General features: G+C 71.7%; 21 protein-coding genes. 12 read left to right on the top strand and 9 right to left on the bottom strand.

Annotated features, from left to right (window positions below; all coding sequences use genetic code 11):
* Positions 1 to 37 precede the first annotated feature (37 nt).
* Positions 38 to 1834 (bottom strand): phosphatidylglycerol lysyltransferase domain-containing protein, encoded by a 1797-nt coding sequence (locus tag WJM95_RS08475; protein ID WP_339128956.1) that lies wholly within the window; start codon positions 1832 to 1834, stop codon positions 38 to 40.
* A 394-nt stretch (positions 1835 to 2228) separates the two neighbouring features.
* Entirely contained in the window at positions 2229 to 3416 is a 1188-nt protein-coding gene (cobT, locus tag WJM95_RS08470; protein WP_339128955.1) for a nicotinate-nucleotide--dimethylbenzimidazole phosphoribosyltransferase, read from the bottom strand.
* 122 nt (positions 3417 to 3538) lie between these two features.
* On the opposite strand from cobT, the gene WJM95_RS08465 reads away from it, so the two are divergent.
* Positions 3539 to 4606, top strand: coding sequence for a class I SAM-dependent methyltransferase (locus WJM95_RS08465; RefSeq protein WP_339128954.1), 1068 nt, complete (start codon positions 3539 to 3541; stop codon positions 4604 to 4606).
* A gap of 35 nt (positions 4607 to 4641) precedes the next feature.
* On the opposite strand, the gene WJM95_RS08460 is transcribed toward WJM95_RS08465, so the two are convergent.
* On the bottom strand, positions 4642 to 5841 hold the full coding sequence (locus WJM95_RS08460; RefSeq protein WP_339128953.1) for a bifunctional adenosylcobinamide kinase/adenosylcobinamide-phosphate guanylyltransferase: 1200 nt from the start codon (positions 5839 to 5841) through the stop codon (positions 4642 to 4644).
* A gap of 113 nt (positions 5842 to 5954) precedes the next feature.
* On the opposite strand from WJM95_RS08460, the gene WJM95_RS08455 reads away from it, so the two are divergent.
* Positions 5955 to 6167, top strand: coding sequence for a hypothetical protein (locus WJM95_RS08455; protein ID WP_339128952.1), 213 nt, complete (start codon positions 5955 to 5957; stop codon positions 6165 to 6167).
* Positions 6168 to 6285: 118 nt separating this feature from the next.
* Here WJM95_RS08455 and WJM95_RS08450 read toward each other — a convergent pair whose 3' ends face one another.
* Positions 6286 to 6987, bottom strand: a complete 702-nt coding sequence (locus tag WJM95_RS08450; RefSeq protein ID WP_339128951.1) for a methyltransferase domain-containing protein — start codon at positions 6985 to 6987, stop codon at positions 6286 to 6288.
* A gap of 83 nt (positions 6988 to 7070) precedes the next feature.
* Positions 7071 to 7697, bottom strand: coding sequence for a DUF3043 domain-containing protein (locus WJM95_RS08445; RefSeq protein WP_339128950.1), 627 nt, complete (start codon positions 7695 to 7697; stop codon positions 7071 to 7073).
* 246 nt (positions 7698 to 7943) lie between these two features.
* Between WJM95_RS08445 and WJM95_RS08440 the strand changes: the two genes are divergently transcribed.
* The 5 genes from WJM95_RS08440 (at position 7944) to WJM95_RS08420 (ending at position 14982) form a co-directional block, all read left to right on the top strand.
* Entirely contained in the window at positions 7944 to 8741 is a 798-nt protein-coding gene (locus tag WJM95_RS08440) for a PspA/IM30 family protein (RefSeq protein ID WP_339135423.1), read from the top strand.
* 33 nt (positions 8742 to 8774) lie between these two features.
* Entirely contained in the window at positions 8775 to 9053 is a 279-nt protein-coding gene (locus tag WJM95_RS08435; RefSeq protein ID WP_339128949.1) for a hypothetical protein, read from the top strand.
* A 674-nt stretch (positions 9054 to 9727) separates the two neighbouring features.
* On the top strand, positions 9728 to 11002 hold the full coding sequence (locus WJM95_RS08430; protein ID WP_339128948.1) for a histidine kinase: 1275 nt from the start codon (positions 9728 to 9730) through the stop codon (positions 11000 to 11002).
* Positions 10999 to 11676: a response regulator transcription factor gene (locus tag WJM95_RS08425; RefSeq protein WP_339128947.1), complete on the top strand. Its 678-nt coding sequence runs from the start codon at positions 10999 to 11001 to the stop codon at positions 11674 to 11676. The genes WJM95_RS08430 and WJM95_RS08425 overlap by 4 nt, the downstream gene beginning before the upstream one ends.
* Before the next feature lie 156 nt (positions 11677 to 11832).
* Positions 11833 to 14982, top strand: a complete 3150-nt coding sequence (locus WJM95_RS08420; protein ID WP_339128946.1) for an efflux RND transporter permease subunit — start codon at positions 11833 to 11835, stop codon at positions 14980 to 14982.
* A gap of 100 nt (positions 14983 to 15082) precedes the next feature.
* Here the strand turns inward: WJM95_RS08420 and nadA are convergent, their stop codons facing one another.
* Positions 15083 to 16267 carry a quinolinate synthase NadA gene (gene nadA, locus WJM95_RS08415; protein ID WP_339128945.1) on the bottom strand — a complete coding sequence of 395 codons (1185 nt, stop codon included), beginning with the start codon at positions 16265 to 16267 and terminating at the stop codon, positions 15083 to 15085.
* Between the two features lie 336 nt (positions 16268 to 16603).
* On the opposite strand from nadA, the gene erpA reads away from it, so the two are divergent.
* Complete coding sequence (gene erpA, locus WJM95_RS08410) at positions 16604 to 16960, top strand: iron-sulfur cluster insertion protein ErpA (protein ID WP_037623995.1); 357 nt, start codon at positions 16604 to 16606, stop codon at positions 16958 to 16960.
* 121 nt (positions 16961 to 17081) lie between these two features.
* Here the strand turns inward: erpA and WJM95_RS08405 are convergent, their stop codons facing one another.
* Positions 17082 to 19196: a hypothetical protein gene (locus WJM95_RS08405; protein WP_339128944.1), complete on the bottom strand. Its 2115-nt coding sequence runs from the start codon at positions 19194 to 19196 to the stop codon at positions 17082 to 17084.
* 208 nt (positions 19197 to 19404) lie between these two features.
* Positions 19405 to 19626 (bottom strand): hypothetical protein, encoded by a 222-nt coding sequence (locus tag WJM95_RS08400; protein WP_339128943.1) that lies wholly within the window; start codon positions 19624 to 19626, stop codon positions 19405 to 19407.
* A 133-nt stretch (positions 19627 to 19759) separates the two neighbouring features.
* Here WJM95_RS08400 and WJM95_RS08395 point away from each other — a divergent pair, with 133 nt between their 5' ends.
* A complete protein-coding gene (locus WJM95_RS08395; protein WP_339128942.1) occupies positions 19760 to 20734 on the top strand; it encodes a carbohydrate kinase family protein in 975 nt (324 codons plus the stop codon).
* Positions 20735 to 20862: 128 nt separating this feature from the next.
* Here the strand turns inward: WJM95_RS08395 and WJM95_RS08390 are convergent, their stop codons facing one another.
* The gene (locus tag WJM95_RS08390; RefSeq protein ID WP_339128941.1) at positions 20863 to 22245 is read right to left on the bottom strand and encodes an aminotransferase class V-fold PLP-dependent enzyme; all 1383 of its coding nucleotides are present in this window, start codon (positions 22243 to 22245) and stop codon (positions 20863 to 20865) included.
* A gap of 297 nt (positions 22246 to 22542) precedes the next feature.
* Here WJM95_RS08390 and coxB point away from each other — a divergent pair, with 297 nt between their 5' ends.
* The 3 genes from coxB to WJM95_RS08375 are packed head-to-tail and all read left to right on the top strand — an operon-like array spanning position 22543 to position 25633.
* Positions 22543 to 23508, top strand: a complete 966-nt coding sequence (gene coxB, locus WJM95_RS08385; protein WP_339128940.1) for a cytochrome c oxidase subunit II — start codon at positions 22543 to 22545, stop codon at positions 23506 to 23508.
* Positions 23505 to 25238, top strand: a complete 1734-nt coding sequence (gene ctaD / locus WJM95_RS08380; RefSeq protein WP_339128939.1) for a cytochrome c oxidase subunit I — start codon at positions 23505 to 23507, stop codon at positions 25236 to 25238. The genes coxB and ctaD overlap by 4 nt, the downstream gene beginning before the upstream one ends.
* Positions 25235 to 25633, top strand: a complete 399-nt coding sequence (locus tag WJM95_RS08375) for a cytochrome c oxidase subunit 4 (protein WP_339128938.1) — start codon at positions 25235 to 25237, stop codon at positions 25631 to 25633. Before ctaD ends, WJM95_RS08375 begins: the two co-directional genes overlap by 4 nt.
* The last annotated feature ends 48 nt before the right edge of the window (positions 25634 to 25681 follow it).

Genomic DNA, 25681 nt, shown 5'->3' with positions numbered 1-25681 from the left:
GTCCCCACGACTCTCCTCACGCCGGCCCCCGCCGGTCTCATCTGTGCGACTCCAGGTGCTTGCGGTGCAGCCATTTCGGCAGACCCGGCGCCTCCAGGAACCCCTCGGCACGCGCGGACGCGACCCCGATGCGCAGCAGATCCGCGCTCTTCTCGAAGAGCAGGAACCGCGGCTCCCAGATGGGCCGGTACTTGGCGTTGGCCCGGTACAGCGACTCGATCTGCCACCAGCGGGAGAAGAAGCTGAGCAGCGACCGCCACAGCCGCAGCACCGGACCCGCGCCGAGACGCGCCCCACGTTCGAAGACCGAACGGAACATGGCGAAGTTGAGTGAGACCTGAGTGATCCCGATCTCCTGGGCGCGCCGCAGGAGTTCGATCACCATGAACTCCATGAGCCCGTTGTCCGCGTCGCGGTCGCGCCGCATCAGATCGAGGGAGAGCCCGCCGGGACCCCAGGGCACGAAGGACAGCACGGCCCTCAACCCGCCCTCTGCGTCGGTGCATTCGAGCATCACGCAGCGTCCGTCCTCGGGGTCGCCGAGCCGTCCGAGGGCCATGCTGAAGCCCCGCTCGGTCGCACCGTCGCGCCAGTCGTCCGCGCGCTGGAGCAGATACGCCATCTCGGCGGCCGGGATGTCCTCGTGCCGCCGGATGCGCACCCGGTACCCGGCCCGCTTCACCCGGTTGTAGGCCTGCCGGACGGTCCGCATGGCCCGCCCCTCCAGGGTGAACTCGGCGGTCTCGACCAGGGCTTCGTCACCCAGCTCCAGGGCGTCGAGCCCGTGCCGGGAGTAGACGGTGCCCGCCTCCTCGCTCGCGCCCATCACCGCCGGGATCCAGCCGTGCTCGCGGGCCTCGGCGAGCCAGGGCTCGATGGCGCCGGGCCATGCCTCGGGGTCGCCGATGGGGTCGCCGCCGGCCAGGGAGACCCCGCCCACCACCCGGTACGCCACCGCCGCCTTGCCGGTGGGCGACCAGACCACGCTCTTCTCCCGGCGCAGCGAGAAGTAGCCGAGCGAGTCCCGGTCGCCGTTGCGCTCCAGCAGTTCCCGCAGCCGCTTCTCGTCGTCCTCGGTGAGCGGGTCGACGGCGCGCCGGGAGCGGAACGCCGCGTAGAGGACGGCGAGCACCAGCAGGGTGCTGAGCACGTTGACGGAGACGTTGACCCAGTTCGGGGTGGCGATCCCGGGGTAGTGGGAGTCGTCGGCGGCGACCGAGACGAGCCGCAGGGTGCCGTAGCGCCAGCGGTCCAGGAAGGTCGAACGGTGCGGATCGTGGGCGTGGTTGGTCACGGTGACCAGCAGTGCCGCGAGCAGCGAGGTGACCAGCAGCCCCCCGACCGCCACGGCCGCGGCGAGCTTCGGGTTCGACCGGTCGCCCTTGGCGTAGAACTCCCGCCGCCCGACGGCCAGGGAGGCCACGAAGGCGGCGGTCAGGACGAGGGAGACCCAGTTCTGCGCGTACTGGCGGATCTCCGGGAACGCCATCGCGACGCCGAACAGCAGCAGGAACAGCCCGCTGAGCACGGAGTTGAGGATCCACGCGGCCCGCTTGCGCCGTCGCATCGTGATGGCCAGGAACATCGTGAACACACCGGAGGCGAAGCCCGCGGTCAGCAGGTAGGGCGTGAAGTAGTTCTCGGTGTTGTGCCGGCGCACGTCCTGTCCGAGCGATACCCAGGCCGCGCTCAGAAAGTTGATGAACGTGACCGCGCGCAGGTACCACACGGCGAAGGCCGCGGACCGCCGCGAGGCGGCCGTGGACCGCCGGTCCCCGTCACTCCGGCGGGCCGACGCCCGTCCCTGGTCAGCGGCAATTCGGGCATCTCCCATAAAGGGCGATGATATGGGTCAAAGCACCCATGAAGATTCAACCCCTCCGGAGTTTGGGGAGCGGGGTCCGGGGGCGGAGGGGGCGACCCGGGCTACGCGTCGGAACCGGCGCCGCCGTCGGGCCCGGCCTCCGGGCTCGCGTCGGACCCGGGCCTCCGGACTTGCGTCGGACCCGGTCTCCGGGCTATGCGTCGGAACCGGCGCCGCCGTCGGACCCGGCCTCCGGGCTTGCATCGGACCCGGTCCCCGGGCTTGCGTCGGACCCGGGCCTCCGGGCTATGCGTCGGACCCGGGCCTCCGGGCTACGCGTCGGAACCAGCGCCGCCGTCGGGCCCGGCCTCCGGGCTTGCGTCGGACCCGGGCCTCCGGACTCGCGTCGGACCCGGTCTCCGGGCTATGCGTCGGAACCGGCGCCGCCGTCGGGCCCGGCCTCCGGGCTTGCGTCGGGCCCGGTCTCCGGGCTCGCGTCGGACTCGGTCTCAGGGCTCGCGTCGGACTCGGGCTTGCCGGGCTCGTCCGGGGTCTCCGCCTCCGCGGAGCCCGCCTCGGGAAGCTCCGCCGCGAGCCCGGCCGCGGCCTGGACCAACGGCAGCGCGAGCAGTGCTCCCACGCCTTCCCCCACCGTCACACCGTGATCGAGCAACGGTTCCAGAGCCATCCGGTCCAGCGCCTTCGCCTGCGCAGGCTCCCCGCTCCGCTGCCCGGCGAGCCACCAGTCCGGCGCCCGGAAGGCGACCCGCTGGCCGACCAGCGCGCACGCGGCCGACACGACCCCGTCGAGGATCACCGGCATCTTCCGGACCGCGCTCTGGAGCAGGAACCCGGTCATCGCGGCCAGGTCGGGCCCGCCCACCGTCGCCAGCAGCTGGAGCTGATCCCCGAGCACGGGCCGGGCCCGCCGCAGGGCGTCGCGCACCGCGGCGCACTTGCGCATCCACGCGAGGTCGTCGATGGCCTGCCCGCCCCGCCCGGTCACGACGGAGGCGTCGGTCCCGCACAGCGCCGCGACCAGGACGGCGGCCGCCGTGGTCCCGCCCACGCTGATGTCGCCGAGCACCACCAGATCCGTTCCGGAGTCCGCCTCCTCGTCCGCGACGGCCATGCCGGCCCGGAACGCGGCCTCCGCCTCCTCCAAGGTCATCGCGTCCTCGACGTCGATCCGCCCCGAACCGCGCCGCACCCGGTGCCGCACGACCTCGTCTGGCAGACCCGCGGGATCCGCGTCCAGCGACATGTCGACCACGCGCACCGGGACGCCGAGCCCGCGGGCCAGCACCGACGCGGGACTCGCACCCTCCAGGACCGCCCGCGCCAGAGCGCCCGCGCTGCCCGCCGGGCGCGCCGACACATCGAGGACGGCGACCCCGTGGTCGCCCGCGAACAGCACGGCACGCGGGTGCTCGATCGGCCGTACCGGCACCGCGGACTGCGCCGCCGCCAGCCACTCACCCAGGTCGTCGAGGCGGCCCAGCGCCCCGGGCGGCACGGTCCTGCGCTCCCGGTACGCCTCGGCGTCACGGCGTACGCCTCCGTCGGGACGCTCGATCAGATCGGTGAAGTCGTCGAGATTAAGCGAGCTCATTCGCCGAACAGTACCGGCACTGATCGAACGTGTCCGCGCCACGTCGTTGCACTCCGCACGCCTCTCGCATACGTACCTTTTGTATCGGATTGTCGTACGGCTCGTCCCCGACAGGAGCGTCCATGCCCCCCAGCCCGCAGCCGATCGCCGAACGCCGAGCCGCCTACGCGGCCGAACTCGCCCAGGGCACCGCCCGGTTCCACGAGCCGCGCCGCGCCGACTGCCCCTGGTGCGGTGCCGGGAGCCTGCGCACCCGGCTGCGCACCCCGGACCTGCGGCAGCGCAAGCCGGGGACGTTCGCCGTCGACGAGTGCGGAGACTGCGCCCACGCCTTCCAGAACCCCCGGCTCACCCCCGAGGGGCTGGCCTTCTACCGGCGGGACCCGCGCGAGGACGCCCCCGACGGCCTCGCCGAACGGCTGCCGGCCCACCCGGGCCTGCCCGGACGCCGGCGCTCGGCGGCCCGCGCCCTGCTGCCCTTCACGGAACCGGAGAGCTGGCTCGACGTCGGCACCGGGCACGGGCACTTCCCCGCGGCGGCCAAGCAGGTCCACCCGTACACGTCCTTCGACGGACTCGACCCGACGCGGCGCGTCGAGCGGGCGCGGGCGGCGGGACGGGTGGAGGAGGCCCACGTCGGACGGCTCACCGACCCGCGGATCGCGGAGCGGCTCCGGGCCCGCTACGACGTCGTGAGCATGTTCCACCAGCTGGAGCACACGCCCGAACCGCGCGAGGAACTGCGCGCCGCCCTCGCGGTGTTGAGGCCCGGCGGACACCTCCTGATCGAAGTGGCCGACCCCGACTGCGCGTTCGGCGCGCTGCTCGGCAAGTGGTGGCCCGCGTACGGCCAGCCGCGCAGGCTGCACCTCGTGCCGCTGCCCAATCTGCTCGGCGAACTCGAGGCCCTGGGCTGCGTCGTCGTCGCCACGGACCGACGCGCACCGCACATCCCCCACGACCTCTCCGGCGCCCTCGCCCTGGCCCTCGCGCGCGCCCTGCCCGGCCCCGACGCCCCCTGGCGCCCGGCCGCGCCGACCCGCCTCCAGCGCACCGCGCGGTCGGCCCTGAGCCGGGCCTCCGCCCCGCTCCTCGCCTCGGCCGCCGCGCTGGACCGGCTGCTGGCCCCCCTGCTGCGCCGCACCCGCTTCTCGAACGCGTACCGCGTCATCGCCCGCAAGGAGGACTGACCCCGCCCGGGGTCCTGGCGCAAGGCGGGCCGGGGTCAGCCCCGCAGCGTCAGGGCCTGTCCCGCCACCACCAGCAGGACGTGCTCGCACTCCCCGGCGAACGCCGCGTTCAGCCGCCCGAGTTCGTCGCGGTAGCGGCGTCCTGAGGCCGTGGCGGGCACGATGCCCGAACCGACCTCGTTCGAGACGGCGACGAGCGTGCGGTGCGTGGTGCGGACGGCGGAGACGAGCTCCTCCACGCGGGCGCGCAGGGCCCGTTCACCTCCCCCTGACCACTCCGCGTCGTCCCAGGCGTTCACCGTGTCCATGGCGTCCGTCAGCCACAGCGAGAGACAGTCGACGAGCAGGGGCGGGCCCTTCTCGGCCAGGAGCGGGACCAGGTCGCAGGTCTCGACGGTCCGCCAGGAGCCGGGCCGCCGCTCACGGTGGGCACTGACCCGCTGCGCCCACTCGGAGTCCCCGCCGCGGGTACCTCCCGTGGCGACGTACAGGACGTCGGCGAAGGTCTCCATCCGCCGTTCCGCCTCCACCGACTTGCCCGAGCGCGCCCCGCCGAGCACCAGCGTCCGGCGCGGTACGTCGGGCACGTCCTCGTAGACGCCCACGTCGAGCGTCGTCCCGTCCGGCACCGCCCGCGCGCCCGCGGCGGCGAGCCGCCTGCGCAGTTCGGCCCCCGGGGGCACGTCGTGGTCGAGGTGCACCGCGATGACGTCCGTCGTCGGGTCGACCGCGCCGGCGGCCCGCAGCCTGGCCAGCGCGTCGGGGCGTCCCACCACGTCCAGGAGCACCATGTGAAAGGCGTCGCCGTTCTCGTCCAGGCCCGCGGGCGCCGCGCCCGGCGGCAGATACAGCAGCCGCTGTCCGGCCGGCCCGGTGACCGCGTACCCCGTGCCGGGCGCGTCCATCGGGACCGCCCGCACCCGGTGACCCGTCAGCAGCGCCAACTCCCGCCCGTCGGGCACCCGGCCGGGCTGCGGCAGCCCGGCCGGCACCTCCAGGGCGGGCCCGTCGTGCGGATGGGAGAGCAGGACCTGCCGTACGCCGCCCAGCGAATGGCCGGAGCGGGCCGCGGCGAACGCGGCGCCGGGGGTGAGGTCGAGGAGAAGGGTGCCGTCGACGAGCAGCGCGGTGGCCGCCCGCGCCTCCTCGCCGAGCGCGCTCGCGCAGGCGGCGCAGGGACAGTCGGGGCGGGGCAGGCCCGCGGGGGCACCGGTGCCGAGCAGAGTCAGTTCCACTCCGCCGATTTTTCCGTGTCCCCGCACGTCTTGCGCGTCCGGCTAGGCTTCGGACGGGAGACGGATCTTGTCCGGCTTCCGCTGTGCAGTGTGCTCACACCTTGGAGGCGTACATGGCGGCATGGACGTGGCGGTTCGAGAAGTCCGACGGGACAGAGGTCCAACCCGCGGTGCAGCCCGAGGAGTTCACCACCCAGGGCGATGCGGAGTCCTGGATCGGCGAGGTGTGGAAGGACCTTCTGGCGGGTGGCGCGGACCAGGTGTTCCTCTTCGAGGACAGCACGCAGATCTACGGTCCGATGAGCCTGCACGCCGAGCAGGAGTAGGCCGGTGGGGGTTGCCGGGCACCGTCCCGGCAACCCGCCGCCCTCCGCCACGGTCCCCGTGCGGGCGACATGCGAGGCTCCGGAACCGTCCGGAGCCGTCCGGCGGCCCCGGGGGCGTTCAGCCCCGTACGCCGCACAGGTGCAGCAGCGCCGCCACCTGGCGGTAGGGGTCCGTGCGGCCGGCCCGTTCCTCCGCGGCCAGCAGGGTCTCCACGTCCGGCGGGACCGGCGCGCCGTCGGCCGACGTGTCCGTGAAGACGCGCACCCCGTACCAGGCGTGCAGCGGAGCCCCGATCCCGGCGAGCGTGCCGGTCAGCGCGGAGAGCCGGTCGGCGCGGACGTCGAGGCCGAGCCGGTTCGTGTACGCGGTCGTGTCGAACGAGGCGAGCGTCGTCGCCCAGTCCCCGCCGATCCCGGGCCGCATGGCCAGCGCGTCCCCGTTGCGGACCAGCAGGGACAGCAGCCCGCCCGGGGCCAGCATCCGCGCCAGCCCCGCCAGCAGGGCGTCCGGCTCCTCGACGTACATCAGGACGCCGTGACACAGCACGACGTCGAAGCTGCCCGGCAGGAAGTGCACACCGGTCTCGTGCCCGTCGCCCTCGATGAGGCGCACCCGGCTCCGGATGCCCTCCGGCTCCGCGGCCAGCGCCTCGCGCGCCACCGACAGCATCGTGGCGTCCTGTTCCAGCGCGGTCACCTGGTGGCCGGCCCGCGCGAGCCGCAGGGCCTGTGTGCCCTGACCCGCGCCGACGTCCAGCACCCGCAGGCGCCGGCCCACCGGATAGCGCCCGGTTATCTGCTCATCGAGCTGCCGGGCCACCAGTTCCTGCCGTACGACATCCCGCAGCCCGCCCAGCCTGCTCAGCCAGGCATCCGCCGCGCCCCCGGAGAACGACGTAGTAGTCAGGGCCGCTCTCCGCGCTTGACCTGCGGCTTCGGCAGCCGGAGTCGACGCATCTGGAGCGTGCGCATGAGCGCGTAGCGGACCGCGCCCCGGGTGTTCTCGTCCGGGAAGCGCGCGGCGAGCTGCTTGCGCAGCCGGACCGAGATGAGGACCGAGTCCACCACGATCATCACGATGACGACCAGCCACAGCAGCAGGGCCACGTTCTTGAGGGCGGGCACCGGCACGACGCTGAGCACCAGGATGATCACGGCGAGCGGCAGGAAGAGCTCGGCGATGCAGAGCCGCGAGTCCACGAAGTCGCGCGCGAACCGGCGCACCTTGCCCTTGTCGCGTGCGGGCAGATAGCGCTCGTCGCCGCTGGCCAGGGCCTGGCGCTGCCGCTCCATCGCCGTACGGCGATCGTCACGCTGGCGCTTGGCGGCCTCCTTGCGCGTCGACGGCGTCTGGGCGACGCTGCGGCGCTGGGTCTGGGCCTCACTGCGCTTGGGCGTGGGGCGGCCCTTCGGGGCCTGAGGGTCACGGGTCACTTTGGAGTCGGTCACCGGCGCCTTGTCGGCGGGGGCCTTCTCTTCCTTCGCACGGCTTCGGAACACAAAACCCAAGGGTACGGGGTCCGCGAGCATGGACGTCGGCCGAGTGGGGAACGATCCGGCAACACCGTGCGTCTGTGCTGGACAGAGGGGGCGTCGCCTCGGGGTGGGTCCCGGGGTGCCACCTACTCCTCACGCCGGAGCGGCGGCGGGCACGATCGTCCTTGGGGATGAGCGCATCCGTCCCCGAACAGTGCGGTAATGGATGTGGGGCCCGTACTGTGGGTCCTGTTGCAGTACCTGGAGCTGGAGTCCGTCAGAAGGGGGCGCGCGAAGCCCATGAGCGGTGTCATGAAGCGTATGGGGATGATCTTCCGCGCGAAGGCGAACAAGGCCCTTGACCGGGCCGAGGACCCGCGCGAGACCCTCGATTACTCCTATCAGAAGCAGCTGGAGCTGCTCCAGAAGGTCCGGCGTGGTGTCGCCGACGTGGCGACGAGCCGCAAGCGTCTCGAACTTCAGCTGAACCAGCTCCAGAACCAGTCCTCCAAGCTGGAGGACCAGGGCCGCAAGGCCCTCGCGCTCGGCCGTGAGGACCTCGCCCGTGAGGCGCTGTCGCGCCGTGCCGCGCTCCAGCAGCAGGTCACCGATCTGGAGACGCAGCACCAGACGCTCCAGGGCGAGGAGGAGAAGCTCACCCTCGCCGCCCAGCGGCTCCAGGCCAAGGTCGACGCCTTCCGCACGAAGAAGGAGACGATCAAGGCGACGTACACGGCGGCCCAGGCGCAGACCCGGATCGGCGAGGCCTTCTCCGGCATCTCCGAGGAGATGGGCGACGTCGGGCTCGCCATCCAGCGCGCGGAGGACAAGACCGCGCAGCTTCAGGCGCGGGCCGGCGCGATCGACGAGCTGCTCGCCTCCGGAGCCCTGGACGACCAGTCCGGGCTGGCGAAGGACGACATCCAGAGCGAGCTGGACCGGATCTCCGGCGGCTCGGACGTGGAGCTGGAGCTCCAGCGCATGAAGGCCGAGCTGGCCGGCGGCTCCTCGTCGCAGCAGCAGGCGATCGAGGGCGGCACGGGACAGAACCAGTCGTCGTCGCAGCCCCAGGACACTCCGCGCTTCGACAAGCAGTGACCTGACCTGGCGGCCCATGCCCGAGGAGGCGTCATGATCGTACGGATCATGGGGGAGGGGCAGGTGAAGCTGGACGACGGCCGGCTCACCGCCCTGGACAAGCTGGACAACGAACTGCTCGCCGAGATGGAGAGGGGTGACGAGTCCGGCTTCCGCCGCACTCTGGGAGCACTCCTGGACGCGGTGCGCAGCGCCGGGACCCCGCTTCCCGACGACTCGCTCGAGCCGTCGGAGCTGATCCTCCCTGGCGCGGACGCCACCCTCGAAGAGGTCCGCGCGATGCTGAGCGACGAGGGCCTGATCCCCGGCTGACCGCCCCCGCCCACCGGCGCCCCAGGCGGGCCGCGCGGCCGGCTACGAGGTCCGGTCGAGGCCCCGTGCGGCCGGCTGCGCCGTCCCGGCAGGGCTGGGCCCCGGGCGCACCCGGTCGAGGCCGGGACCACTGAACCCTGAGTCCCGGTCGGAGAAGAGCCGCCCGTGCGGGTGGGCGGTGCTTGCCGAGCGCTGAGCCTGATCGAGCCCGGTCCTCGCGGCTGCGCGGCTCCCCGAGTGTGCCGTTCCATCACCCCGTACTCCGGGTTGGAGACGAGCGGCCCGTGCGGGTGGGCGGTGCTTGCCGGGCGCTGAGCCCGACGGAGCCTGGACCGTCGCGGCTGCGCGGTTCCCCGAGTGTGCCGTTCCATCACCCCGTACTCCGGGTTGGAGACGAGCGGCCCGTGCGGGTGGGCGGTGCTTGCCGGGCGCTGAGCCCGACGGAGCCCGGACCGTTCCGGCCCCACCGTTCCCCGAGCGTGCCGGTCCACCCGTGTTTCGGTCGGGACGTGGGAGGTGCAGCGCCCGTCGCGGCCGGGTGCCCCCGGGCTCCATCCACGCTCCCGGGCGCGACACCCCGTGCCCCGGCCGGGGGACCGCACCCCGCCCCGGTCGGGAGAATCGCGCCGTACCACCCGGTTCCCAGCCCGGCAGGGCCCCGTACCGTGGACCCGGTGAGCACCCTGGAGCGTATGCGGGACTGGCTGCGGGAGCACCGCCTCGCCCTGGACGCCGGCCTCGCCGCGGGCGTCCTCGCCGCCATGGTGGCCGGCTCCTTCGTCGACTCGCACGGCGGCGACGGCACGACCTGGAGCGCCCGCACCCCGGACGCCCTCAGCCTCGCCCTGATGGTGCTCGGCGCCGCCGCCCTGGTCTTCCGCCGCCGCGCCCCGATGAAGGTCCTCGCCGCGACCGTCGGCGTCTCCCTGGTGGAACTGGTGACCGCCGACCCCCGCGCCCCGGTGGCCATGTCCGCCGTCGTCGCCCTCTACACCGTGGCCTCGGCCACCGACCGCCCCACCACCTGGCGCGTCGGTCTGCTCACCATGACGCTCCTGACGGCCGTCGCCATGCTCGCGGGACCGCTGCCCTGGTACGCCCAGGAGAATCTCGGCGTGTTCGCGTGGACCGGCATGGCCGCCGCGGCCGGTGACGCCGTCCGCAGCAGGCGCGCCTTCGTGCACGCCATCAAGGAACGCGCGCTGCGGGCCGAACGCACCCGTGAGGAGGAGGCACGCCGCCGCGTCGCCGAGGAGCGGCTCCGGATCGCCCGCGACCTCCACGACGTCGTCGCCCACCACATCGCGCTCGTCAACGTCCAGGCCGGAGTCGCAGCCCACGTCATGGACAGGCGCCCCGACCAGGCCAAGGAGGCCCTCGCCCACGTACGGGAGGCCAGCCGGTCCGCGCTGAACGAGCTGCGCGCCACCGTGGGCCTGCTGCGCCAGTCCGGCGACCCCGAGGCCCCGACCGAACCCGCCCCCGGGCTGGCCCGGCTCGACGAGCTCGCGGACACCTTCCGCAACGCGGGGCTCCCCGTCGAGGTGGCCCGCTCCGACTCCGGCACGGTGCTGCCCGCGGCCGCGGACCTCGCCGCGTACCGGGTGATCCAGGAGGCCCTGACCAATGTGCGCAAGCACGCGGGTCCGGGAGCGAAGGCCGAGGTCAGCGTGGTGCGGGTCGGACCGGTGGTCGAGGTGACCGTCCTCGACAACGGCCCGGGACACGGCACGGGAACCGCCCAGGACACCGGCCCAGGACCCGGGAGCGACTTCGGGCCGGACACCGGACCGCAGGAGGGCGGCGGCCACGGGCTGCTCGGCATGCGCGAGCGCGTCACCGCGATCGGCGGGAGCTGCACGACCGGTCCCCGCTACGGAGGCGGCTTCCGCGTCCATGCGATCCTTCCGGTCAAGAACCGCGCCTCGGCCCTGGGGGACCCCGTATGACGATCCGTGTCGTGCTCGCCGACGACCAGGCCCTGCTGCGCAGCGCCTTTCGCGTGCTGGTCGACTCGGAGCCCGACATGGAGGTCGTCGGGGAGGCGTCCGACGGCGCCCAGGCCGTGGCCGTGACCCGGGACGAGCGGGCCGACGTGGTGCTGATGGACATCAGGATGCCCGGCACCGACGGACTCGCCGCCACCCGGATGATCACCGCGGACCCGGGCCTCGCGCACGTACGGGTCGTGATGCTGACCACCTTCGAGGTCGACGAGTACGTGGTGCAGTCGCTGCGCGCCGGCGCCTCCGGGTTCCTCGGCAAGGGCGCCGAGCCCGACGAACTGCTGAACGCCATCCGGATCGCCGCGGGCGGCGAGGCCCTGCTGTCCCCGGCGGCGACCAAGGGACTCATCGCCCGCTTCCTCGCCCAGGGCGACGACGACGGGCCGGACACCGCCCGCTCCGAGCGGCTCGGCGCGCTCACCGGGCGCGAGCGCGAGGTGCTCGTCCAGGTCGCCGCGGGCCTGTCCAACGACGAGATCGCCGAACGTCTCGAAGTGAGTCCGCTCACGGTGAAGACGCACGTCAACCGGGCCATGGCCAAACTGGGCGCCCGTGACAGGGCCCAGCTGGTGGTCATCGCCTACGAGTCGGGTCTGGTCCGCCCGAGGGTGGACTGAGCGTTACCCGGGCGTACTGCGCCTGGAGTAGGTTCCGGGTAAGGAAATGGACCCAGGGGCTACGGATCACCGCCCGTTCATGGCCCAGGGTGTGACGTGGGGAGTTCCCCCGTCCCCCGCTTTCCGCTCGAACCACGGAAGAGAGACCCACCACCCATGTCCTGGCTGTCCAGATTCAGCCTCGCGCAGCGGGCCCTCATCGGGCTGATGTCGATCGTCGCGCTCGTCTTCGGGGCGATAGCGATCCCCCAGCTCAAGCAGCAGTTGCTGCCCACCATCGAACTGCCCGTGGTGTCGGTGCTCGCGCCGTACCAGGGTGCGTCTCCCGACGTGGTCGAGAAGCAGGTCGTCGAGCCGGTCGAGAACAGCCTCCAGGCCGTCGACGGCATCACCGGTGTCACCTCCACCGCGAGCGAGGGCAACGCCGTCATCATGGCGTCCTTCGACTACGGCAACGACACCAAGCAGCTCGTCGCCGACGTCCAGCAGGCCGTCAACCGGGTCAGCTCCCAGCTCCCCGACTCCGTCGACCCGCAGGTCATCGCCGGCTCCACCGACGACATGCCGACCGTCGTCCTCGCCGTCACCTCCGGCCGGGACCAGCAGGCGCTCGCCGACCGGCTCGACCGCACCGTGGTCCCCTCGCTCGAGGGCATCGACGGCGTCGGCCGGGTCCAGGTCGCCGGTGTGCGTGACCTCCAGGTCACGGTCACGCCCGACGACAAGAAGCTGGCGAAGGCCGGCCTCACCCCGGCCGCGCTCGGCCAGGCGCTCCAGGCGGGCGGCGCGACCGTCCCTGCCGGATCCTTCGACCAGGACGGCAGCAACCGCACCGTGCGGGTCGGCGGCGGCTTCACCTCGCTCGGCCAGATCCAGGACCTGATGGTCCCGGGCGCGCCCGGCAAGAAGCCCGTGCGTCTCGCGAGCGTCGCCACCGTCGAGCAGCAGCAGGCCGCGGCCGACTCCATCACGCGCACCGACGGCCGCCCGAGCCTCGCCGTCACCGTCACCATGGCCCACGACGGCAGCGCCGTCGCCATCTCCGACGCGGTCAAGGACAAGCTGCCCGGCCTGCGGGCCGACCTGGGCAAGGGCGCGACGATCACCGTCGTCAGCGACCAGGGCCCTGCGGTCTCCAAGTCCATCCACGGACTGACCACCGAGGGCGCCCTCGGTCTGCTGTTCGCGGTCCTGGTCATCCTGCTCTTCCTGGCCTCGGTCCGCTCGACGCTGGTCACCGCGGTGTCCATCCCGCTGTCCGTCGTGCTGGCCCTGATCGTGCTGTGGACCCGCGACCTGTCGCTCAACATGCTGACGCTGGGCGCGCTCACCATCGCGATCGGCCGGGTCGTCGACGACTCGATCGTCGTCCTGGAGAACATCAAGCGGCACCTCGGATACGGCGAGGAGCGCCAGGAGGCGATCCTCACCGCGGTCCGCGAGGTGGCCGGAGCGGTCACCTCCTCGACGCTCACCACCGTCGCCGTCTTCCTGCCGATCGGTCTGACCGGCGGCATGGTCGGCGAACTGTTCGGCTCCTTCAGCCTCACGGTCACGGCCGCGCTGCTCGCGTCCCTGCTCGTCTCGCTGACGGTCGTCCCCGTGCTCTCGTACTGGTTCCTGCGCGCGCCCAAGGGCACCCCGGCGGACGCCGAGGAGGCCCGCCGCAAGGCCGAGGAGAAGGAGGAGCGCAGCCGTCTCCAGCGCTTCTACGTCCCCGTCCTGCGCTTCGCGACCCGCCGCCGGGTGACCAGCCTGCTCATCGCGGCCGCGATCCTCGTCGGCACGTTCGGCATGGCGCCCCTGCTGAAGACGAACTTCTTCGACCAGGGCGAGCAGAAGGTCCTCACCGTCAAGCAGGCGCTGAAGCCGGGCACCAGCCTGGCCGCGACCGACGCGCAGGCCAAGAAGATCGAGAAGCTCCTCGGCGGCGTCAAGGGCGTCAAGGACTACCAGGTCACCATCGGCTCCTCCGGCTTCATGGCGGCCTTCGGCGGCGGTACGGACACCAACCAGGCGTCCTACCAGGTCATGCTGGAGGACTCCGCGTCCGCCAAGGACGTGCAGGACCGCATCGAGAAGGGGCTCGGCGAGCTCTCCGGACTCGGCACCACCACGGTCGCCGCCGGTGACGCCTTCGGCAGCCAGGACCTCAAGGTCGTCGTGAAGGCGGCGGACGCGGGCGTGCTGCGCGAGGCGGCCGGCCAGGTCCGCGACGAGGTCGCGAAGCTGGACGACGTCACCGACGTCACGAGCGACCTCTCCCAGAGCGTCCCGCGCGTCTCGGTCCGGGCCAACTCCAAGGCCGCGGCGGCCGGTTTCAACGACGCCACCCTCGGCGCGGCCGTCACCCAGGCGGTGCGCGGCACGACCACCGGCAAGGCGATCCTGGACGACACCGAGCGGGACGTCGTCATCAGGTCCGCGAAGCCGGTCACAACGATCGAGGAGCTGCGCGCGCTGCGGCTCGGCGCGGTGAAGCTCGGTGACATCGCGGACGTGAAGCTCGTCGACGGGCCGGTCTCGATGACCCGCATCGACGGCCAGCGCGCCGCCACGATCACCGCCAAGCCGACCGGTGACAACACCGGCGCGGTCAGCGCCGACCTCTCGGCGAAGCTCGGCAAGCTGAAGCTCCCCGCCGGTGCCACCGCCTCGATCGGCGGTGTCTCCTCGGACCAGAGCGACGCGTTCAAGAACCTGGGCCTGGCGATGCTCGCGGCGATCGCGATCGTCTTCATGCTGCTGGTGGCGACGTTCCGCTCGCTCGTCCAGCCGCTGATCCTGCTCGTGTCGATCCCGTTCGCGGCGACCGGCGCGATCGGCCTGCTCGTCCTCACGGGCACCCCGATGGGTGTCCCCGCGATGATCGGCATGCTGATGCTCATCGGCATCGTGGTGACGAACGCGATCGTGCTGATCGACCTCGTCAACCAGTACCGGGCACAGGGCTACGGCGTGGTCGAGGCCGTGATCGAGGGCGGCCGGCACCGGCTCCGCCCGATCCTCATGACGGCCCTGGCGACGATCTTCGCGCTGCTGCCGATGGCGCTGGGCGTGACCGGTGAGGGCGGCTTCATCGCGCAGCCGCTCGCGGTGGTCGTGATCGGCGGCCTCATCACCTCGACGCTGCTGACGCTGCTGCTCGTCCCGACGCTCTACGCGATGCTCGAACTCCGCAAGGAGCGCCGGGCCGTGAAGAAGGCGGCGAAGCGGGAGGCGAAGTCCGGCGCCGGCACCGGCACCGGAGTCGACACCGACGCCGTGGACGACGAGGACAAGTCCCCGGAGCCCGCCGGGGTCTGATCCCGGTCGCGACGACGAAGAGGCGCCCCTCGGTCACGAGGGGCGCCTCTTCGTGTGTGCGACGTGCCGCGCTCGGCCCGCGGCCGCGGCACGGGAGCGGCTACGGCAGGGCCAGCATCCGCTCCAGGGCCAGCTTCGCGTACTTCTCGGTCTCCTTGTCGACCTCGATGCGGTTGACCAGGTTGCCCTCGGCGAGGGACTCCAGGGTCCACACCAGGTGCGGCAGGTCGATGCGGTTCATCGTCGAGCAGAAGCAGACCGTCTTGTCGAGGAAGACGATCTCCTTGCCCTCGGGCGCGTACCGGTTCGCGAGCCGCCGTACGAGGTTCAGCTCCGTGCCGATCGCCCACTTGGAGCCGGCCGGGGCGGCCTCCAGGGCCTTGATGATGTACTCCGTGGAGCCGACGTAGTCCGCCGCCGCCACGACCTCGTGCTTGCACTCCGGGTGCACGAGGACGTTCACGCCGGGGATGCGCTCGCGCACGTCGTTCACCGAGTCCACGCTGAAGCGGCCGTGCACCGAGCAGTGGCCGCGCCACAGGATCATCTTCGCGCCGCGCAGCTCCTCCGCGGTCAGCCCGCCGTTGGGCTTGTGCGGGTTGTAGACCACGCAGTCGTCCAGGGACATGCCCATGTCTCGGACGGCGGTGTTGCGGCCGAGGTGCTGGTCGGGCAGGAACAGCACCTGGGAGCCCTGCTCGAAGGCCCACTCCAGGGCGCGCTCGGCGTTCGACGACGTACAGATCGTGCCGCCGTGCCTGCCGGTGAACGCCTTGATGTCGGCGGAGGAGTTCATGTACGAGACGGGCACGACCCGGTCGGCGATGCCGGCCTCGGTCAGGACGTCCCAGCACTCGGCGACCTGCTCGGCGGTGGCCATGTCGGCCATCGAGCAGCCCGCGGCGAGGTCCGGCAGGACGACCTTCTGGGAGTCGCCCGTGAGGATGTCGGCCGACTCCGCCATGAAGTGCACACCGCAGAAGACGATGTACTCGGCTTCCGGGCGTGCCGCCGCGTCACGGGCCAGCTTGAACGAGTCACCCGTGACGTCAGCGAACTGGATGACCTCGTCGCGCTGGTAGTGGTGGCCGAGCACGAAGACCTTGTCGCCGAGCTTCTCCTTGGCCGCCCGGGCGCGCTCGACCAGATCGGGGTCGGACGGCGAGGGCAGGTCGCCGGGGCACTCGACGCCGCGCTCGCTCTTCGGGTCGGCCTGGCGGCCGAGCAGCAGCAGGGCGAGGGGCGTCGGCTGTACGTCGAGCTCCTGGGTCTGGGCGGTGGTCACGACACGCACCCTTTCTGTTCTGCGGGTCGCCGGGCCCGTGGAGCGGGGTCCGGCGGAACGATGCCTTTTCGTCTATTTGACGCTATCTATCATAACCGCTTCACGTCACGTTGACGATGGCCATAGCGTCCATGTGACGTGAATCCCGGTCGCCTCTCCGGCGGGTGACACCGAGGTGTCCGTGGGGTTGTCCACAGGTCGGTGTTCGTGCGCGGGCGTGTGTGCGAGCATGAAGAGAGAAGGCAGAAGACATGAGCTCGGCCCCGGAATGAATCCGCGGCCCCGCCGGTTGCAACCTGCGGCAAGCAGTCTCCGTACAACCCGGGAGAGAAGCAGATGTCCGTATCGGACGAGACCACCACCGTGAACGACGGCATCATCCTGTCCGACGCCGCTGCGGCCAAGGTCAAGGCCCTGCTCGACCAGGAAGGCCGCGAGGATCTGGCGCTGCGCGTCGCCGTTCAGCCCGGCGGCTGCTCCGGCCTGCGGTACCAGCTCTTCTTCGACGAGCGCTCCCTCGACGGCGACGTCGTGAAGGACTTCGACGGTGTGAAGGTCGTCACCGACCGCATGAGCGCCCCGTACCTGGGCGGCGCCTCGATCGACTTCGTGGACACTATCGAGAAGCAGGGCTTCACGATCGACAACCCGAACGCGACGGGCTCCTGCGCCTGCGGCGACTCCTTCAGCTAGTCCGCCCACCGGCCGGGCCCGCGAGGCCCGCTGCCCGGGCGCGCGTACGCGACGTACGGACGAAGGCGGCGTTCCCCCGTTGAGGGGGACGCCGCCTTCGCGTGTCCGGTCCGGTCCGCCGCTAGCGGGGCCCCGCCGCCGACGCCCCGGCGGTCTCGGGCACACCGAAGCGGCCCTGGTGGATCGCCTTGCCGTCACTGCCCACGACCGGGCGGTCCCCGAGCGGGGCGTCCAGGCGCACCGTCCGCTCGTAGATCTTGGCGATCATGATGCAGACCTTGTTCTTCCAGGGCTTCGCCGTCACGGTGACGGTGACCTTGGCCGCGCTCTCGCTCGCCGACACCGTGTAGTCGGCGCACACCCCGCCGGTGAAGTCGACGGCCAGATCACGGCCGTGGGCCGTGTAGCCCTGGACGGCGACGTCCCGCGTGGCGGCCGGTGAGGAAGTCCCGCCGGACGGGACCGGCACCGGCAGGGACGGATCCGCGCTCGGCGGCGCCGGCGACTCCGGCGAGGCCAGGAACGCCGGGTCGACCGCTGGATGCGTCACCGTGTACGTGTCCCCCGCGCCCGGCGACCGCACCTCGAACAGCCAGGACGGCACCAGCGCCTGGCGCCCGTCGGCGCGCTGCGCCGCCAGCCCGAAGGTGGCCTTCTCGACGGTCACCGTCTCCGGCTTCGCCGGGGAGGGGTGCTCGCACGGCATCTCGTCCCGGTCCTTCAGCGGTACGGGGCTGGCGCAGCCGCCGATGCCCATGCGACGGCCGTCCGTGGCCGGCGCCGACCCGTTCATCAGGTCCAGCGTCTTCTTCGCGCCGACGACCGGGTACGCGTCGCCCTCCACCGGAGTCTTCAACTGGCCGCTGCCGCCGACGACATGACCGTCCGCGCCGATCCGCAGACCGGTCGTCCACCCGTACGTGGGCAGTCCGCCCACCACCGGGTCGGCGTTCACCACCCGCACCTGGTTCATGAGCTGGCTCGCGTCCAGCTTCGCGTCGTCCTGGCCCACCGCCTTCAGCACGGGCGCCGCCGCCTTCTCCGCCGCGGCCACGCTCACCGGGGCCGGTCCGGGATCGGCCGGGGAGCCGCTGTCCGTGAGCGGGCACATCCTGCCCTTGACGCAGTTGTCGCTCCCCGGCAGGGAGGAGCTGAAGGTCCAGGTTCCCGGGGCCTGCGCGGTGACCCGCAGATTCGGCTCGTTGCCGTCCTTGACGCTGCCGACCGTCCAGGCGTCCCCGGTGAGCCGGGGCGTGCCCGCCAGGCCCAGTGCCTTCGCGAGCCGGGCCACCTCGGTCCGGGTCACCGCGCCCTCGGCCCAGCGCACGTGCGCCGAGCCGGGACCCGAGGGGAGCGGGCCGCTCGCGCGGTAGGTCGTGCCGTAGGGGTTGGGCTCACCGGGCGCGATACCGGCGGTTCCGCCTGTGGCGCCGGCGACGTAGCCGTCGAGGGCGAGCGGCGGGGGAGTGCTCCCGTCGGCGCCGGGGGTGCCGGAACGGCCGCCGCCGGAGGCCGTAGCGGCGAAGTAGGCGCCGCCGCCCCCGACGAGCAGCACCGCGGCGACGACGGAGGCGACGGCCGCCGGCGTCCGCCGCCGGCCCCGGGCGCCCTCGGTGGCACCGGCGGAACCCTCGGGCTGCCGACCGAGGCCGCCCCCTACGAGAGGCACCGACTCCTCACGGGACCCGGCCCCGGACGCCAGGACCGCCTCGCCCCGGTCGGTCTCGGCCTGGTCCTCGTGGGGACCGTCCCCGGACTCCGCGGTCCCGCCGCTCGCCGTCCCGGCCGGGCCCTCGTCGAGCCCAGCGGTCCGCACGGGCGTCTGCTCATGCTCCGGACCGGCGGACTCCGCGGTCCCGCCGCTCGCCGCCCCGGCCGGGCCCTCGCCGACCTCGTCGAGCCCCGTGGCCTGCTCCCGCGCCTGCTCAGGACCGTCCCCGGACTCCGCCGTCCCACCGCTCGCCGCCTGGGCGGGGTCCTTGTCGGGATCCTCGGCCTGGGCATCGTCCGGACCGTCCCCGGACTCCGCGGGCCCGTCCGTCGCTGCCCCGGCCCGGTCCTCCTCGGGCGTCACGGCCCGGTCGCCTGCGGGTTCCGGCGTCGAGTCCCCGGCGGGATCCGTGACGGCCCGCTCGGGGGGATCCGTGGCGGCGTCGTCTGCGGGGCTCTCGACGGGACCCCTGGCGTGACCCCCGACGGGATCGGTCGCGTCGTTGTCGGGTCGCTCGGTGCTCACCGCATCGCTCCTTCGGCTCCACTGCTGTCCCACGACCCGGCCCTGTCGAAGACGGGCACTCCAGGGTCGTAGCGCGCGTCCCCGGTACGGGGGACAGCGATGGGACGCGGCGGGGGAGCGCACGGTTCCCTGCGGGCGCACTCCGGTTCACCCGTTCGGCGCCGCCGGGGCTCTCACCCGTACGGCGGCGCCGAACGGAGGCCGCCGATCAGTCGCCGTAGTCGGACATCGCGTCCAGCAGCCGCGCCGAGGCGGGCGGAACCGTCACGCCGTGGATCAGGGAAGGGGAGACGTGGAGCGGCGGGACCGGAGCGGGGGCCGCCCAGTGACCGGCCATCCGGGCGCAGTCGCCGCGCAGCGACGCCAGATCGCCTTCCAGGTCGCCGACCGGGCCGAGCGAAGCGGAGCCATGGACCTTGAGGTTCGTCATACCGGAACCGTATGCACCGTTGCCCTCACGAAGAAAGATCTACTATCGGGTAGTTTTGGCCCTTCAGGGGTCGCGTGCGGACCCGGTAGCGTTAACTGTCAATCCCCTCCCCTCGCAGGAGCGTGTCCTAGCCGTGCGTATCGCAGTCACCGGCTCCATCGCCACCGACCACCTCATGACCTTCCCCGGCCGTTTCGCCGACCAGCTGGTCGCCGATCAGCTGCACACGGTCTCCCTCTCCTTCCTGGTCGACAACCTCGATGTCCGCCGCGGGGGGGTCGGCGCGAACATCGCGTTCGGCATGGGCCAGCTCGGTACCCGGCCGATCCTGGTCGGAGCGGCCGGCTCGGACTTCGACGAGTACCGCGCCTGGCTCGACCGGCACGGCGTCGACACCGCCTCCGTGCGCATCTCCGAGGTGCTGCACACCGCGCGCTTCGTGTGCACCACGGACGCCGACCACAACCAGATCGGCTCCTTCTACACCGGCGCGATGAGCGAGGCCCGCCTCATCGAGCTCAAGGCCGTCGCGGACCGGGTCGGCGGTCTCGACCTCGTCCTGATCGGAGCGGACGACCCCGAGGGGATGCTCCGCCACACCGAGGAGTGCCGCTCGCGCGCGATCCCGTTCGCCGCCGACTTCTCGCAGCAGATCGCGCGCATGAACGGCGACGAGATCCGGATACTGCTGGACGGCGCGACGTACCTCTTCTCGAACGAGTACGAGAAGGGGCTCATCGAGTCCAAGACCGGCTGGAGCGACGCGGAGATCCTCTCCAAGGTCGGCCACCGCGTCACCACCCTCGGCTCGCGCGGTGTCCGCATCGAGCGCGTCGGCCAGGACCCGATCGAGGTCGGCTGCCCCGAGGAGCAGCTCAAGGCGGACCCGACGGGCGTCGGCGACGCGTTCCGCGCCGGTTTCCTCTCCGGCCTCGCCTGGGGCGTCGGCCTGGAGCGCGCCGCCCAGGTCGGCTGCATGCTCGCCACCCTGGTCATCGAGACGGTCGGCACGCAGGAGTACCAGCTGAGCCGCGCCCACTTCATGGACCGGTTCACCAAGGCGTACGGCGACGACGCCGCCGTCGAGGTCCGGGCGCACCTCGCCTAGAGCCGCCGGTCCGACCCGGGTCCGGGCCCGCCTCCAGCCGGACGGAGGCGGGCCCGGACCTTTGCTCCGCGGGGCCGGCCCCGGACAGCCTTTGTCCCGTGGGGCCGGGCCCCGGCGCGCGGGCCGCCCTACGACAGCCGGCGGACGACGTAGGCCGAGCCGCGATCCGCGGGTTCCTCCCCGACGTACTCCTGGCCGCGCATCTCGCACCACGCGGGGATGTCGAGCCGGGCCGCCTCGTCGTCGGACAGGACCCGGACCGTGCCGCCGACCGGCACGTCCCCGATGACCTTGGCCAGCTCGATGACGGGGATCGGGCAGCGCCGGCCCAGCGCGTCGACGATCAGCGCGTCGGCGACCGCGGGCACCTTCGTCACCGTCGTCGGCGCCCCCAGCTTCTCGCGGACCCCCGAGACCGCGCCGGGCAGCACCGAGAGGAAGCGGTCGACGTCCTCCTCCGCGGTGCCCGGCGGCAGCGACACCCGCACATTGCCCTCGCTCAGGACACCCATGGCCTTCAGGACATGGCTGGGGGTCAGGGTGCTGCTGGTGCAGGACGAGCCCGAGGACACCGAGAAGCCCGCCCGGTCCAGTTCGTGCAACAGGGTCTCCCCGTCGACATAGAGACAGGAGAAGGTGACGATCCCCGGGAGCCGGTGGACCGCGTCACCGACCACCTCGACATCCGGCACCAGAGCGGGCACCCGGGCCCGGATCCGCTCCGTCAGTTCACGCAGCCGTGCCGCCTCCGCCGCCGCCTCCGCCCGGACGGCGCGCAGCGAGGCCGCCGCGGCGACGACGGCCGGGATGTTCTCGAACCCGGCCGCCCGTCCCGACTCCCGTTCGTCCGCGGGCCCTTGGGGCGCGAACCTGACCCCCTTGCGGACGACGAGCAGTCCGACGCCCGACGGTCCGCCCCATTTGTGGGCACTTGCCGTCAACAGGGACCAGTCGCCCTCCACCCGTCCCCAGCCCAGCGACTGCGCCGCGTCCACCAGCAGCGGCACCCCTGCCTCCCGGCACATCTGTGCTACCTCGGCGACCGGTTGCTCCGTGCCGACCTCGTGGTTGGCGGACTGGAGACAGGCCAGCGCGGTGCCGGGAGCGAGGGCCTCGGCGTAGGAAGAAGGGGACACCCGTCCGGAGCGGTCCACCTGAACACGGGTCACCGAACCCCCCGACGCCTCGTGGAGGTCCGCCGAATGGAGTACCGACGAGTGTTCGACGGCTGACACGATCAGGTGGTGTCCGACCCGTCGCCGGCCCGCCAGGGCGCCCCCGACACCGGAGTGCACCGCGCGGGTGCCCGAGCTGGTGAAGGCCAGTTCGTCGGGACGGCAGCCCACCGCGTCGGCCGCCGCCTCGCGCGCCGCGTCGAGGAGCAGCCTGGCCCTCCTTCCCTCACGGTAGAGACGGGCGGGATCGGCCCACCCCTCGTCGAAGGAGGCATGGAGGGCCTGCCGGGCGACGGGGTGCAGCGGTGCCGCGGAAGCGGCGTCGAAGTAGGACACGCCCCCACGCTAGCTCCGCGGGGGCCGTCGCCGGCTCGTCTCCGGCCCTTCCAAGAGAGCGTCAGAAGCCATCCGGACCGGGGCATTCCAGGTGCTCTGACAGGGCCTTGCAGGCCAAACAGCACTCCTTCGGGGAGTCGGGCGGCGCGTTGGGCACCCTCCCCGCGCGACCCCAAATAGCGTCCAGTAGGGTTTGGTCCGCATAAACATCCAAACCCCTGCCCGACGCAGGGCGGCGACCGACCAGCGAGAAGGCCGCAGCCAACAGCGCGGGCGAGACTCTCGGGAAGGCGCTACGTGAGTCCCAACGGCTCCGACCGCTCGCCGCGGCGCCCGATGCGGCGGAAGCTGCTGCAGGCAATGACTGCGGGCCTGGTCCTGGCGACAGCCACTGGTTGCTCGTACAACTGGGAAGACTTCCCCCGCCTTGGTATGCCCACCCCGGTCACGGAGGAGGCTCCGCGGATCCTCTCCCTCTGGCAGGGCTCGTGGGCGGCCGCGCTCGCCACGGGCGTGCTGGTCTGGGGCCTGATCCTGTGGAGCGTCATCTTCCACCGGCGCAGCCGGACCAAGGTCGAAGTTCCTCCGCAGACCCGGTACAACATGCCCATCGAGGCGCTGTACACGGTGGTCCCGCTCATCATCGTCTCGGTGCTGTTCTACTTCACGGCACGTGACGAGACGAAGCTCCTCAGCCTCAGCCCGAAGCCCGACGTCACGGTCAACGTGGTCGGCTTCCAGTGGAGCTGGGGCTTCAACTACATCGAGGATGTCCCCGGTTCGTCCGGGAACGCCAAGACCGACCCGAACCTGGCCGCCATTCCGGACCGGTTCAAGAAGGACTTCCCGGCGAACGCCGGTGGTGTCTACGACGTCGGCACGCCCGCCACGAAGAACCCGCAGACGGGCAACCCGGGTCCGACCCTCTGGCTCCCCGAGGGCAAGACGGTCCGCTTCGTCCTCACTTCGCGTGACGTCATCCACTCCTTCTGGGTGGTGCCGTTCCTCATGAAGCAGGACGTCATCCCGGGCCACACCAACTCCTTCCAGGTGACCCCGAACCGTCAGGGCACCTTCCTGGGCAAGTGCGCCGAGCTCTGCGGCGTCGACCACTCCCGGATGCTCTTCAACGTGAAGGTCGTCTCCCCCGAGCGCTACGAGGCCCACCTCAAGGAGCTCGCGGCGAAGGGACAGACCGGTTACGTCCCGGCCGGCATTGAGCAGACGGGCCACGAGAAGAACCGGGAGACGAACAACCTGTGAGCATCCTCAACGAACCCCAGGGTGCCGCCGCCGAAGACTCGTACGAGAACGAGCTGCCGGTGCGGCGCAAGCAGCCCGGCAGCGTCGTGATCAAGTGGCTCACCACCACTGACCACAAGACGATCGGCACGCTCTATCTGGTGACGTCGTTCGCGTTCTTCTGCATCGGTGGCGTCATGGCGCTGCTGATGCGTGCGGAGCTGGCGCGTCCCGGACTCCAGATCATGTCGAACGAGCAGTTCAACCAGGCGTTCACGATGCACGGCACGATCATGCTGCTGATGTTCGCGACGCCGCTGTTCGCCGGCTTCACGAACTGGATCATGCCGCTCCAGATCGGCGCGCCCGACGTGGCGTTCCCGCGGCTGAACATGTTCGCCTACTGGCTGTACCTCTTCGGCTCGACGATCGCGGTCGGTGGCTTCCTCACCCCGCAGGGCGCGGCCGACTTCGGCTGGTTCGCCTACAGCCCGCTGTCGGACGCGGTCCGCTCGCCGGGCATCGGCGCGGACATGTGGATCATGGGTCTGGCCTTCTCCGGCTTCGGCACCATCCTCGGCGCGGTCAACTTCATCACCACGATCATCTGCATGCGCGCTCCCGGCATGACGATGTTCCGTATGCCGATCTTCGTGTGGAACGTCCTGCTCACCGCGGTTCTGGTGCTGCTGGCCTTCCCCGTCCTCGCGGCGGCGCTGTTCGCCCTGGAGGCGGACCGAAAATTCGGTGCGCATGTGTTCGACGCGGCAAACGGCGGAGCCTTGCTCTGGCAACACCTCTTCTGGTTCTTCGGCCATCCAGAGGTGTACATCATCGCCCTGCCGTTCTTCGGCATCATCTCCGAAGTCATCCCGGTCTTCTCGCGCAAGCCGATGTTCGGCTACATGGGCCTGATCGGCGCGACCATCGCGATCGCGGGTCTCTCCGTGACCGTGTGGGCGCACCACATGTACGTCACCGGTGGCGTCCTGCTCCCGTTCTTCTCCTTCATGACGTTCCTCATCGCGGTTCCGACCGGCGTGAAGTTCTTCAACTGGATCGGAACGATGTGGAAGGGCTCGCTGTCCTTCGAGACACCGATGCTCTGGGCCGTCGGCTTCCTCATCACCTTCACCTTCGGTGGTCTGACCGGCGTCATCCTGGCCTCGCCGCCGATGGACTTCCACGTGTCCGACTCCTACTTCGTGGTGGCGCACTTCCACTACGTGGTGTTCGGCACCGTGGTGTTCGCGATGTTCTCCGGCTTCCACTTCTGGTGGCCGAAGATGACCGGCAAGATGCTCGACGAGCGTCTGGGCAAGGTCACCTTCTGGACGCTGTTCGTGGGCTTCCACGGCACGTTCCTGGTGCAGCACTGGCTGGGTGCCGAGGGCATGCCGCGTCGCTACGCGGACTACCTCGCCGCCGACGGCTTCACCGCGCTGAACACGATCTCGACGATCAGCTCGTTCCTGCTCGGCCTGTCGATCCTGCCGTTCCTCTACAACGTGTGGAAGACCGCCAAGTACGGCAAGAAGGTCGAGGTCGACGACCCGTGGGGCTACGGCCGTTCGCTGGAGTGGGCGACCTCCTGCCCGCCGCCGCGGCACAACTTCCTCACCCTGCCGCGGATCCGCAGTGAATCCCCGGCCTTCGACCTGCACCACCCGGAGATCGCCGCTCTCGACCAGCTCGAGAACGCCGGTCACGGTTCGTCGGCCCTTCCTGGCGGAAAGGAGGCCGGCAAGTGAAGGTCCAAGGCAAGATGTTCATCTGGCTGGCGCTGTTCATCCTCATCATGGGGGTTGTCTACGGCGTCTGGTCCAAGGAGCCGGCCGGCACCACGGCCCTCTTCATGGGCTTCGGCCTGAGCATGATGATCGGCTACTACCTGGCCTTCACGGCCCGGCGGGTCGACGCCATGGCGCAGGACGACAAGGAGGCCGACGTCGCGGACGAGGCCGGCGAGGTGGGCTTCTTCAGCCCGCACAGCTGGCAGCCGCTCGCGCTCGGCACCGGCGGCGCGCTCGCCTTCATGGGCGTCGTCTTCGGCTGGTGGCTGCTGTACTTCTCGGCGCCGCTCATCCTGCTCGGCCTGTGGGGCTGGGTCTTCGAGTACTACCACGGTGAGAACCGCACCCAGTAGCACGCGCTGAACACACGAGAGCCCGGACACTCCGTCAGGAGAGTCCGG

Origin of the sequence: Streptomyces sp. f51, from assembly GCF_037940415.1 — a bacterium.
Taxonomy (GTDB): Bacteria; Actinomycetota; Actinomycetes; order Streptomycetales; family Streptomycetaceae; genus Streptomyces.
This window is presented reverse-complemented; position numbering and strand designations above follow the sequence as displayed.

Bases quoted from the DNA above. Each gene is read 5' to 3' on its own strand.
- WJM95_RS08445 (WP_339128950.1), bottom strand. From the start codon at position 7,697: ATGCTCGCGGACCCCGTACCCTTGGGTTTTGTGTTCCGAAGCCGTGCG.
- WJM95_RS08400 (WP_339128943.1), bottom strand. From the start codon at position 19,626: ATGACGAACCTCAAGGTCCATGGCTCCGCTTCGCTCGGCCCGGTCGGC.
- WJM95_RS08465 (WP_339128954.1), top strand. From the start codon at position 3,539: ATGCCCCCCAGCCCGCAGCCGATCGCCGAACGCCGAGCCGCCTACGCG.
- WJM95_RS08420 (WP_339128946.1), top strand. From the start codon at position 11,833: ATGTCCTGGCTGTCCAGATTCAGCCTCGCGCAGCGGGCCCTCATCGGG.
- cobT (WP_339128955.1), bottom strand. From the start codon at position 3,416: ATGAGCTCGCTTAATCTCGACGACTTCACCGATCTGATCGAGCGTCCC.
- WJM95_RS08440 (WP_339135423.1), top strand. From the start codon at position 7,944: ATGAGCGGTGTCATGAAGCGTATGGGGATGATCTTCCGCGCGAAGGCG.
- WJM95_RS08425 (WP_339128947.1), top strand. From the start codon at position 10,999: ATGACGATCCGTGTCGTGCTCGCCGACGACCAGGCCCTGCTGCGCAGC.
- WJM95_RS08435 (WP_339128949.1), top strand. From the start codon at position 8,775: ATGATCGTACGGATCATGGGGGAGGGGCAGGTGAAGCTGGACGACGGC.
- WJM95_RS08475 (WP_339128956.1), bottom strand. From the start codon at position 1,834: ATGGGAGATGCCCGAATTGCCGCTGACCAGGGACGGGCGTCGGCCCGC.
- erpA (WP_037623995.1), top strand. From the start codon at position 16,604: ATGTCCGTATCGGACGAGACCACCACCGTGAACGACGGCATCATCCTG.
- WJM95_RS08455 (WP_339128952.1), top strand. From the start codon at position 5,955: ATGGCGGCATGGACGTGGCGGTTCGAGAAGTCCGACGGGACAGAGGTC.